This is a genomic window from Klebsiella sp. RCJ4 (assembly GCF_009025755.1).
Lineage (GTDB): Bacteria > Pseudomonadota > Gammaproteobacteria > Enterobacterales > Enterobacteriaceae > Klebsiella > Klebsiella michiganensis.
Window position 1 is genome coordinate 192677 of the sequence record NZ_WCIN01000037.1, and the last position, 10976, is coordinate 203652.

Genomic DNA, 10976 nt, shown 5'->3' on the forward strand with positions numbered 1-10976 from the left:
ATGACGACTAAACGCAAACCCTACGTGCGGCCGATGCCGTCCACCTGGTGGAAAAAGCTGCCGTTTTATCGCTTCTATATGCTGCGTGAGGGAACAGCGGTACCCACGGTCTGGTTCAGCATCGTGCTGATTTACGGATTGTTCGCACTGAAGCACGGCGCGGAGAGCTGGGCCGGGTATATCGGTTTTCTGCAAAATCCGATTGTCGTGATCCTGAACCTGATCACGCTTGCAGCCGCGCTGCTGCATACCAAAACCTGGTTTGAGCTGGCACCGAAAGCTGCCAATATTATCCTTAAAGGCGAGAAAATGGGGCCAGAGCCGGTTATTAAGGGGCTTTGGGTCGTCACTGCGGTCGTCACCGTGGTGATCCTGTTTGTCGCGCTGTTCTGGTAAGGAGGCTGGAATGATTAATCCCAAACCAAAACGTTCTGATGAACCGGTATTCTGGGGGCTGTTTGGCGCTGGCGGCATGTGGGGAGCGATTGTCGCCCCCGTCATCGTGCTGCTGGTGGGTATTATGCTGCCGCTCGGACTGGCGCCCGCGGACGCCTTCAGCTACGAACGCGTGCTGGCTTTCGCCCATAGCTTTATTGGCCGCGCATTCATTTTCCTGATGATTGTGCTGCCGCTATGGTGTGGACTTCACCGTATTCACCATGCGATGCATGATTTGAAAATTCACGTACCCAACGGTAAGTGGGTCTTCTACGGCCTTGCGGCGATTCTGACCGTCGTCACTCTGGTCGGCATATTGTTCATCTAAAGCGCTCGCCGGAGGCCGCTTTTACCTCCTCGGCGATAAGCCCGGTAGCATTATGTTACCGGGCTCGCTTCTCAAGAAAATTCTGCCGCATTTTTCCTGCCTGAATCTACACTTAGCTTAAAACTGGCAAGGAAAACATTATGCGTCTGCTACCCGTTATTGCGGTTGTTGCCGCTTCATTTCTGCTTGTAGCCTGCAGCGCGCCGACGCCACCTCCTGGCGTAACCGTGGTCAGTCCGTTCAACCCTCAACGCTATCTTGGCACCTGGTATGAGATTGCCCGCTTCGATCACCCTTTTGAGAGCGGTTTAGAAAAAGTTACCGCAACCTATAGCCTGCGCGACGATGGTGGGCTGGACGTGGTCAATAAGGGATACAACCCCGACCGGGGGATGTGGCAGAAAACCGACGGCGTAGCTTACTTTACCGGGGAGCCCACGCGAGCCGCGCTGAAAGTGTCATTTTTCGGCCCCTTCTATGGCGGCTATAACGTGATTGCGCTGGACAAGGATTATCGCTACGCGCTGGTTTGCGGACCTGATCGGGATTATCTCTGGCTACTGGCGCGCGCGCCGAAAATCCCGCCAGAAGTGAAGCAGCAGATGCTGGATATCGCTACCCGGCAGGGATTCGACGTTAGTAAACTGCTGTGGGTCAATCAGCAGTATTAATGCGCGCTCATTTTCAGGCCAATGATACCAATCACAATACACGCCAGGCTGGCAATGCGCATCGGGCTGGCGGATTCGCCTAGCAGGATAATCCCCGTCACGGCTGCGCCGACCGCGCCAATTCCGGTCCAAACGGCGTAAGCCGTCCCCACGGGTAGCGTTTTCATCGCCCACGACAACAGCGCCATGCTGATGACCATGGCGGCAATCGTTATCACGCTTGGCACCAGGCGGCTAAACCCATGGGTATATTTCAGGCCGACAGCCCAGACGACTTCCAGCAGACCCGCGATAAACAGAATAAACCAGGACATATGGCTCCTTTGATGGGGCCGTCCCCAGATGTGAAACGCTTACAGGCCGTCCCGTAAGGTAGATGATATTCCACAGGAATTATACACGACGTGGCAACGGTGAGGAAGAACGGTACGACCAACGGCCGTACCGCCATGGTCTATTGCTGAGCTTTGGTCGCGGCGCCCGAAATCGCGCTGCCGCCTTCTGAAATATCCTGACCTACACCGCGCGTGGTGTTACATGCGGTCAGTACAGAGGAAAGTGCCAAAACCGTAAAGAACGCTGCAATCGCTTTTTTTACCATAATGTCATCCTTATTAACCAGTTTTAGTTATCGTGCTCTATAAGCATAGACAAACTGGTCCAGGATGAGGGAAGCGAGACGATTTTTAAGAGAAAAAGAAGTGAAGAAAGGGAATCAGATAGAGCGTTAGTATATGAATAAGAATTGCCTGATGAAATAAGATTAGCTGACCGCGTGAGAAATAGCATGACCCAGGCTCTGGATATCCTCGCCCATGCCGCGAGCCGTATTGCATCCAGTCAGCAGCGAACCGCTCAGCAATAACAGTAGCAAAAGTTTCAGTGTGGGATTCATTTTCCTTGCCTGCGGTTTCAACCTGTAGCGGCGCAGCATCGCGCTGCGCCAACTCTTTCGCCGCCTGAATTACTTCACGCGGGAGACGTATTCGCCAGAGCGAGTATCGACTTTGATGACTTCGCCAATCTGTACGAACAGAGGAACTTTAACCACTGCGCCAGTGGACAGCGTTGCAGGCTTGCCGCCGGTACCCGCGGTATCGCCTTTCAGGCCTGGATCGGTTTCAACGATTTCCAGCTCAACAAAGTTTGGCGGGGTGACGGAAATTGGCTGACCGTTCCACAGGGTCACGATGCATTCAGCCTGATCCAGCAGCCATTTAGCGTTATCGCCAACGGCTTTAGCGTCAGCGGCCAGCTGTTCGAAAGTAGAGTTGTTCATAAAGTGCCAGAACTCACCGTCGTTATACAGGTAAGTCAGGTTCATATCGACAACGTCCGCACCTTCAGCAGAATCGGTAGACTTGAAGGTTTTCTCAACGCGAGTACCGGTCAACAGGCGGCGCAGCTTAACGCGCGCGAAAGCCTGGCCTTTGCCGGGTTTAACGAATTCACTGGCTTCAACGGCATAAGGTTCGCCGTCCATCATGATTTTAAGACCGGCACGAAAATCGTTGCTATAGTAAGTCGCCATAAGGCCCTCTGAAATTTTGTTAATTGGTAGCTAAGCCACAAAATGGCGCATATTGTAACCCTAAATACCCCATCCAGAGAAGATTGGTTAACGCAACTTGCCGATGTTGTGACCAGTCCTGATGAACTGCTGCATCTTTTAAATGTAGACGCTGATGCGAATCTATTGGCAGGGCGTGATGCTAAACGCCTGTTCGCACTGCGTGTTCCGCGGGCGTTTATTGCCCGTATGGAGCCAGGTAATCCCAACGATCCTCTTCTTCGTCAGGTACTTACCTCCCAGGAAGAGTTTATTAATGCCCCGGGATTCTCTACCGATCCGCTGGAAGAGCAGCATAGCGTTGTGCCCGGTCTGCTGCATAAATACAGCAACCGTGCGCTACTGCTGGTGAAAGGCGGCTGCGCGGTAAATTGTCGTTATTGCTTCCGTCGTCACTTCCCCTATGCTGAAAACCAGGGCAATAAGCGTAACTGGCAGCAGGCCCTGGAGTATATTTCGGCACATCCCCAGCTGGATGAGATCATTTTTTCCGGTGGCGATCCGCTTATGGCCAAGGATCATGAACTCGACTGGCTATTGACGCAGCTGGAATCTATTCCGCACATCAAGCGCCTGCGTATTCACAGCCGGCTGCCCATTGTGATTCCTGCGCGTATTACTGATACGCTGGTTGCCCGTATTGCTGCATCATCGTTACAGGTACTGCTGGTGAACCACGTTAACCACGCCAACGAGATTGATGCGGCGTTTCGTGCCTCTATGAAAAAACTGCGTATGGCTGGCGTGACCTTATTGAATCAAAGCGTGCTGCTGCGCGGCGTAAATGATAACGCCAACACGCTTGCCGACCTGAGCAACGCGCTATTCGACGCCGGCGTCATGCCTTATTATCTGCACGTGTTAGACAAAGTGCAGGGTGCGGCGCATTTTATGGTCAGTGACGAAGAAGCCAGAGCGATCGTGCGCGAATTGTTGACGCTGGTGTCCGGCTATTTAGTACCCAAACTAGCGCGGGAAATCGGCGGGGAACCCAGCAAGACGCCCCTCGACCTGGGGTTAAAGCAGCAATAGTCAATCCGTCTGCCGGGCGAAGCCAGGCAGACTGCTTATTTACTATTACTCACTGGGATATAAATACTGCGGCTTAATCATTTTCGTAAAACCAGTCGTTATCCTTTCCGGAAGAAAGTAAAAGCAAATATAAAAGCAAGCTGTAAACCCACTCATTAAAGTTACAAGAAAAGAGAAAGAATGTTTGCTGCGGTCATCACCAATAGCAGGGGTAAAATCCACTTAGGTAATTTGAACTCGGTTGCGTTATTGTCACTGAAACTTTTTTGCGCATCGTCCTGAATGGCTAAATGGTGAATCACATTGTTCTCAACCGGAGGCGAAGATGTGCTCGCGGTGATCTGCACATTTTCAGGGTTTTCTGGCTCTTTTTCGTCCGTACGGAAGAATGACGCGATATTTGATCCTGCGGCGAGAACAAATCCCCGCTGCCTTACTGTAACAATAATATCTTGCGACAATCCTGCTTTCACTAACGACTTTCTTAGCAAGGAAATGTTTTGATAAAACGTATTCTGAGAAACGACAATTCCTCTATTTTTCCATACTATATCCAGAAATTCTTCTCTGGATATAATCTTCCCGTTGCTTTCGAGTAAAAGCTGCAGGCAGCGTGCCGTTGGTGCGTTGAGGGTCACACTATCCCCATTGTCTCCTACAGGCTGCAGCTCATTCATATTTACATTAAAAATAACTTCATTATTAATGATATATTCATTGAATATCATAATCCCAATCCTCTCTCACCATTCCATATGAAACAAAGATGAATTAAATTCAATTTCACCTTTAGCAAACACAGAACATCCCTTTTAGCCTGCCAGATTAGATAATTCCAAGGATAAATCCCCGCTCCTCCCAGAGCGGGGATAATATTATCATGATATTTGAACCAAAGGGAAGGCTGATTTACAACTATACGTTCCAGCTACGCTCATTATTATCTACGAAATCTGCTTGTGAATTTGCAAGCTTCAACAACTAACCTTTAAATTCAAACAGAATTCACATGCATTTTATCTATCCTGCACTTAGATTTGGTACCGCTCCGGCACAATATGCGCTATGTATATCAGATTTGTATAATAGCGTCGGCAGGAGGAAAATAACGATAGTGTTCAGGAATACATAGCGGAATGTTAGTTATTATATATCATACTAATTAATATCCACGCTCTGGCACTATTCAGGACTTTAGTATATATAAATGGATTAAATAAATGAAAAAAACAATTGTAGCTGTAATGGTCGCTGCTTCTGCAGCTTTGAGCGTTCAGGCTTTCGCGGCAGGGAACAGCTCTTCTCTGACTATTCTGGGTAACGTTACTGACACCGGCGAATCCTGTAACGTAACGCCGTCCGCGATGATTTCAGGCGGTTCTTTAACTCTGGACGATGTCAAAGCATCCGTGCTGGAGGCAATGGCAGTCAACACGCCGTATATGTCTACAGCAAAAGACATTGAGTATAAAATCGAAGACTGCCAGAAAGGCGCGACTAAATATTCCGGTAATATCAACGTAACCGTAACAGGCGACTACATCAGCGGCCTGGATGACGTACTGACCAACACCGCTGCCAGTCCGGCGACTAACGCTGCTGTTACCGTGGTTAACACTGATGGAACCCGCGTAAGCTTCACCGGTACTACGCCTAAGGTTATTGCTTATACTGCAGGGACTCCTTCTTATCTGCGTTATAAAGCGGCATATATTAAAACCGCAAACGGCGTTACCGATGGTGCAGTTAAGGGTGTAGCAACCTTTACTATTAGCTACTAATAAGCATACCGGGGTTTACCTCAGGTAAACCCCATTATTTTATTCAGGGAATGAATTATGCTGAAGTCATTATTGAGGCTGACTACACTTTCTTTTTTTACCATCTGCTTTGTGGCTCAGGCCGGAGTCGTGGTTGATTCAACCCGCCATCTTTATAAAGAAGGCGCGCGAGAAATCAGCGCAAACATTGAAAACAAAGATGATACGCCCTATCTCATTAAATCCTGGGTTGAAGCATCTGAAGGGATAAAAGATAGCTTTTTTATGGTGACGCCTCCGCTTTTCCGTCTGGAGGGAAAGCAAACGAATACGGTGCGTATTTTCCCTAATGCGTATATATCCAAAGCGCCGCAGGATCGTGAAACCGTTTACTTCTTTAACGTTATGTCTATCCCACCGACCAGCGAAAGTGAAGCCGACAAAAACAAGCTGCAGCTCGCCGTTCGCCACAGAATGCGTCTCATCTATCGCCCTCGAGCTATTCAGGATCTGAATATTACTACTGAAGCTAAAAAACTGCAGTGGCGTAAATCCGGTAATAAAATAACGCTAAAAAATCCGACGCCGTTCTTCATTTATTTTAAATCAATAATAATAAACGGCAGGGATATTACCAGTTCAGTTAATAATATTGATGCTTTTGCCAGCAAAGAGTTTACTTTGCCTGCAGATATAAATGGTTCAGAGATCGAGTGGAAGGTTGCTACGGATAACGGGGGTTCAGGGCCAGCCAATACCTCATCGATATAAATTCTTCTTCATTGGCCAGGGTGAAAAGTATGTCTATTTCAATAAAAAAAATGGGAGGGGCACTATCTGCAACCTACCACACATTTTTCGTTCTCGTTCCGGCGCTCGCTCTCGGTTTAAGCACTAATACCCTCGCACGTGATTTTTTTGATCCCGCTTTTATTAAGTCAGTAAATCAGGGCGATCCATCCTCAATACCGGATTTATCCCTCTACTCAACCAGGGATGCGCAGGCGCCAGGGGTGTATCGGATTGACGTTATTTTAAATAATAGTCTGCAAGAAACAGCTGATATCCGCTTTGTTGACAAAAAAGATCCGGTGACAGGTGCGCAAAAATTGGCCCCTTGTTTAAGCATTGCTAAATTAACAACCTATGGTTTACGTTCAGAAGCATTTCCAACATTAAGAGAGGATGCAAACGGCTGTGCTGATACGAGCGTCATCCCGGATTTGACTACCGATTTTAACTTTAATACTCAACAGTTGCTGATCTCCATACCGCAGGCAGCCCTGTCGACAATCGCTCAGGGTTTTGTTTCTCCCGATGAGTTTGATGACGGTATTAACGCCTTGCTGACCAACTATCAGTTTAGTTCAGGTAAAGACTACGAAGCTGACAATGAATATTACAATCTTAATTTACAATCCGGCCTGAACGTTGGGCCGTGGCGCCTGCGCAACCTTAGTACCTGGAATAAATCAGCCGGTACGAAGAGTGATTGGGATTCCGTCTATCTCTATGTGCAGCGAAGCATTGTTCCGTTAAAAAGCACCTTAGTCATGGGTGAAAGCACCTCTCTCTCCAGCATTTTTGACAGCGTCCCCTTCACGGGTATTCAACTGGCAACCGATACGGATATGATTCCTGAAAGCCTGCGCGGTTTCGCACCAATTGTTCGGGGTATTGCCAGGACCAACGCTCGCATCGTCATTAAACAGAATGGCTATCAAATCTACCAGGCCTTTGTCGCCCCAGGCGCTTTCGAAATCACCGATCTCTACTCGACCGGCGGTAACGGCGATCTTTACGTCACCGTCGAGGAGTCAGATGGTTCCCGACAGAACTTCGTCGTGCCTTACGCCTCTCTGCCATTAATGCTCAGAGAAGGCCAGATGGAGTATGAAATTACGAGCGGTAAATATCGCCCATATGACGGAAATATAGATGAAAAGCCGTTTACGCAGGCTACGATCAGCTACGGTGTCTTAAGCAACACCACTTTCTATACCGGTTTGCAGGCGGCATCCAACTATCAGGCGCTCGCTTTCGGAGCCGGGCAAAACCTTGGCGATATTGGCGCGGTTTCCGCAGACGTCACGACAGCCTGGTCCAGCAAGAAAGATGAAGATAAAACGTCCGGCCAATCCTGGCGTATCCGCTATGGTAAAAATATTCTTGAGACCGGCACCAATATTACCGTAGCTGGCTATCGCTATTCGACCTCCGGGTACAATACGCTAAGCGATGTGATGAACACCTATAGCAACAGATACGGCGGCTATACTTCGCGCTCTCTGCGTAACAGAACCAATATTACCGTGAGCCAAAGCCTGGGGGCGGGGTTAGGTAGCCTTTCTGTATCCGGTATATTTGAGGACTACTGGGACAGCAAGCGCCACAATAACTCGCTAAATATTGGTTATAATGGCGGGTTCCGTCGCTTCAACTATTATGCGGGCTATAGCTATAGCCGCTACAGCTGGGGAAATAATGGCTCCGGCCGTTATGTAGAGGATGACCATGTCGTTTCATTTAATATCTCTATTCCTTTAAGCGAGTGGTTGCCCAATGCTTATGCGACCTACAACGCCACCAACAGCAGTCCGGGCTCCACCGATCAGTATGTTTCCCTGAGCGGGGTTGCGCTAGAAAATCATAACCTCGACTGGAACGTCCAGCAGGGCTACAGCAATAGGGAAGATGCCAGCGGCGGCATCTACGGCAACTATCGTGGTTCCGCGGGTTCAGTTAACGCCGGCTACAGTTATGCCAAAAATAGCCAGTTAATTAACTATGGTCTGAGCGGTGGCGTATTAGTTCATGCCGACGGTATTACCTTAGGTCAGGAAATGTCTGAGACCGCCGTATTGGTTAAAGCGCCCGGGCTGAAAAATGTACGCCTGGAAAACGACGCGACTATCGAAACGGACTCCCGCGGCTACGCGATTATTCCGTACGTTACGCCATACCATCGGACCAACGTAACCTTAGATAGCACGACTCTGGGTAATAATATGGAGTTGCCAAATACGACGCAAAAAGTGGTGCCCACCCGTGCGGCCGTTGTACGGGCTAACTTCGCGGGCAATATTGGCCGTCGCGCATTTCTTATCCTTAAGAGAGCGTCAGGAGAAAACGTGCCGTATGGCGCAACGGTAACATCAACTACCGATAAAAATGCCCAGGCCAGCATCGTATCTGATGGCGGTATGGTCTATATGTCCGGTCTGAAAGATAACGGTGAAGTCTATGCCCAGTGGGGGTCAAAGGCCGGTCAGCAGTGTAAAGCGGCTTATAGTCTGGCTACGGAAATCGAAGGCATCGCGCAGACGACTGCGGTTTGCCACCAACAGGGAAAGTAATACTATGAAATGTCTTTTTTTTATTATTAGTTTACTCAGCATAAGCTTACAGGCGGTGGCTACCTGCTCATATAGTAAAACGGGTGGCGGTGCGATTACCGTTAGTTTTAACGGTTCTGTCATCGCGGATTCCACATTACCTAACGGTAGCATATTAGCGTCGGCAAGACGTGGAAGTGTAAATCCCAAAACATTTTCATCGTGTAGTTCCAGCGATGTTTATGTCGTCAGAGCCGTACCTGTCGTAAGCCCATCTAATATTACTAAAATTGGTGGAAAAATAGTTTATGAGACGGGCATCCCCGGTATTGGGTTTCAGATTTCTGATATTACCTTACCATCAGTTAACTATTTTTCCCCTGCAGAAATAGATCAGCCAGAAATAGCCAGCAATCATTATTTTTCTAAAGCGTCTGGCCAGGTCATGGTCTGGTTAGTGAAAACCGGCCCCATAACGAAACAAAAGGGAAACAAAACGGCGGTTTATTTTATGGCTGGCCCGCCAAATCAGACCAACACAGGTGCATCGAATACCGCTGAATTATTCAGAATCAATGTGGATTTGACTAACATTACTTTTAAGGAAACTACCTGTGAAATCTCGCCGCGAAATGGGAGTATCGTAAAACTATCCACCATTGACATTTCAGATTTAAACTCAGTAGCCGTCGGCAGCGCCGCAGGCAAGGCTAAAAACATTACCCTCGATATTAAGTGCCCAGATTCGGAAACTAACAAAAAATATATTTACTGGTTTAGCCCCATATCTGTAGCATCAACGAGCGTAAATGGGCTACTATTAAACTCATTACCAGACGGTGCTCAAAACATAGGTATCATTCTTAAAAAAAATGGTTCTGCGATAAAATTTAACGATCTGGACGCTTATCCCTTCGTCAGTACTAAGAGTCAAGACTTAACTCTCACTGCTGACTATTTTAAAATCGCTAAAAATGTTTCTGCAGGAATCACCGGTGAGATAAAAACAGATTTAGAGGTCATTCTCCAGGAGGAATAGTCTTCTCCTTAACAAGGATATAAATTCATCCCGGTCGGTTTAGCACAGAACTATTGGTGCGATAAAAACTCAATTATCAAAAATGATTTTAGTTGCGAGTGGGCTCCCAGAAGTTTACTGGATGAAGTTTATGGGATGAGCGAACACAGCCGATGCATAAGCAACTTCAAGTATGGCGAGCAAAACACTTCTCTTTGTCAAGTTTTTTACTCACACATAATCACATCATAGATATTAATTCACAAATGTTGTTACATGAATCACTAAAAATTCATTAATCAATCATCAAAGCGAACATTGAAAAATAATAAACACATACTAGAATCAGCATCGAAATATCACTTTGCGCATTCGTGGTTTTCATTTAAAAAGTGTCAAATTACTTTTTATTTGACTTGTTGTATTCAAAAAAGCACCCATATATAAAAGGAATATATAATGAAACAATTAACTGTATTTGAAATGGAAGAGATTTCTGGCGGCTACTCCTGGGATTTCTCGTCTGTTGCTAATGCCTTAAGTAGCATTATTTGTAATGGCGCAGAAGCTATTGGGGCATCCATTTTAGGCGCCACTGCTGGCGCACTTGCCGGTTCTGCTATGGGCGGTATCTTTGGCGGCAATGGTGGCGGTATTTTAGGTATCGGGTCAATTGGCCAGGCGGTGGGGATGATTTACGGTCTGTGCGTTGGCGGCGTTGGCGGCGCTATTGCTGGTGCCATGGTTGGCTGGGATATCACTCTCGATAAATGCATCGAGATGTTTGATGGATTTGTTGATGGTACGCTAGCCTACTGGTAAGA

At 47.6% G+C, this 10976-nt stretch carries 14 protein-coding genes; 9 read left to right on the forward strand and 5 right to left on the reverse strand.

Going from position 1 to position 10976, the window contains the following annotated elements; translation table 11 throughout:
* From frdC to F8562_RS14420, 3 genes are all read left to right on the forward strand, one after another.
* A complete protein-coding gene (frdC, locus tag F8562_RS14410; protein WP_004097939.1) occupies positions 1-396 on the forward strand; it encodes a fumarate reductase subunit FrdC in 396 nt (131 codons plus the stop codon).
* Between the two features lie 10 nt (positions 397-406).
* On the forward strand, positions 407-766 hold the full coding sequence (gene frdD / locus F8562_RS14415; RefSeq protein ID WP_004097938.1) for a fumarate reductase subunit FrdD: 360 nt from the start codon (positions 407-409) through the stop codon (positions 764-766).
* A 140-nt stretch (positions 767-906) separates the two neighbouring features.
* A complete protein-coding gene (locus F8562_RS14420) occupies positions 907-1437 on the forward strand; it encodes a lipocalin family protein (RefSeq protein WP_014227610.1) in 531 nt (176 codons plus the stop codon).
* Here F8562_RS14420 and sugE read toward each other — a convergent pair.
* The 4 genes from sugE to efp all read right to left on the reverse strand — a co-directional run bounded on the left by sugE (position 1434) and on the right by efp (position 2968).
* Positions 1434-1751: a quaternary ammonium compound efflux SMR transporter SugE gene (gene sugE / locus F8562_RS14425; RefSeq protein ID WP_014227609.1), complete on the reverse strand. Its 318-nt coding sequence runs from the start codon at positions 1749-1751 to the stop codon at positions 1434-1436. The genes F8562_RS14420 and sugE overlap by 4 nt on opposite strands.
* Positions 1752-1891: 140 nt before the next feature.
* On the reverse strand, positions 1892-2038 hold the full coding sequence (gene ecnB / locus F8562_RS14430) for a lipoprotein toxin entericidin B (RefSeq protein ID WP_004097935.1): 147 nt from the start codon (positions 2036-2038) through the stop codon (positions 1892-1894).
* A 162-nt stretch (positions 2039-2200) separates the two neighbouring features.
* Complete coding sequence (locus F8562_RS14435) at positions 2201-2332, reverse strand: entericidin A/B family lipoprotein (RefSeq protein WP_004097932.1); 132 nt, start codon at positions 2330-2332, stop codon at positions 2201-2203.
* Between the two features lie 69 nt (positions 2333-2401).
* Positions 2402-2968, reverse strand: a complete 567-nt coding sequence (efp, locus tag F8562_RS14440) for an elongation factor P (RefSeq protein WP_004097931.1) — start codon at positions 2966-2968, stop codon at positions 2402-2404.
* Between the two features lie 42 nt (positions 2969-3010).
* On the opposite strand from efp, the gene epmB reads away from it, so the two are divergent.
* Positions 3011-4039, forward strand: coding sequence for an EF-P beta-lysylation protein EpmB (gene epmB / locus F8562_RS14445; RefSeq protein ID WP_032695144.1), 1029 nt, complete (start codon positions 3011-3013; stop codon positions 4037-4039).
* A gap of 161 nt (positions 4040-4200) precedes the next feature.
* On the opposite strand, the gene F8562_RS14450 is transcribed toward epmB, so the two are convergent.
* Complete coding sequence (locus tag F8562_RS14450; RefSeq protein ID WP_014227606.1) at positions 4201-4767, reverse strand: winged helix-turn-helix domain-containing protein; 567 nt, start codon at positions 4765-4767, stop codon at positions 4201-4203.
* 492 nt (positions 4768-5259) lie between these two features.
* Between F8562_RS14450 and F8562_RS14455 the strand changes: the two genes are divergently transcribed.
* From F8562_RS14455 to F8562_RS14475, 5 genes are all read left to right on the forward strand, one after another.
* Positions 5260-5820 (forward strand): fimbrial protein, encoded by a 561-nt coding sequence (locus tag F8562_RS14455; protein WP_014227605.1) that lies wholly within the window; start codon positions 5260-5262, stop codon positions 5818-5820.
* A gap of 57 nt (positions 5821-5877) precedes the next feature.
* Positions 5878-6570: a molecular chaperone gene (locus F8562_RS14460; RefSeq protein WP_014227604.1), complete on the forward strand. Its 693-nt coding sequence runs from the start codon at positions 5878-5880 to the stop codon at positions 6568-6570.
* 29 nt (positions 6571-6599) lie between these two features.
* Complete coding sequence (locus tag F8562_RS14465) at positions 6600-9155, forward strand: fimbria/pilus outer membrane usher protein (RefSeq protein ID WP_042933946.1); 2556 nt, start codon at positions 6600-6602, stop codon at positions 9153-9155.
* Between the two features lie 4 nt (positions 9156-9159).
* Complete coding sequence (locus F8562_RS14470; protein ID WP_014837173.1) at positions 9160-10173, forward strand: fimbrial protein; 1014 nt, start codon at positions 9160-9162, stop codon at positions 10171-10173.
* Positions 10174-10611: 438 nt separating this feature from the next.
* The gene (locus F8562_RS14475; RefSeq protein ID WP_014227601.1) at positions 10612-10974 is read left to right on the forward strand and encodes a hypothetical protein; all 363 of its coding nucleotides are present in this window, start codon (positions 10612-10614) and stop codon (positions 10972-10974) included.
* Positions 10975-10976: the final 2 nt, after the last annotated feature.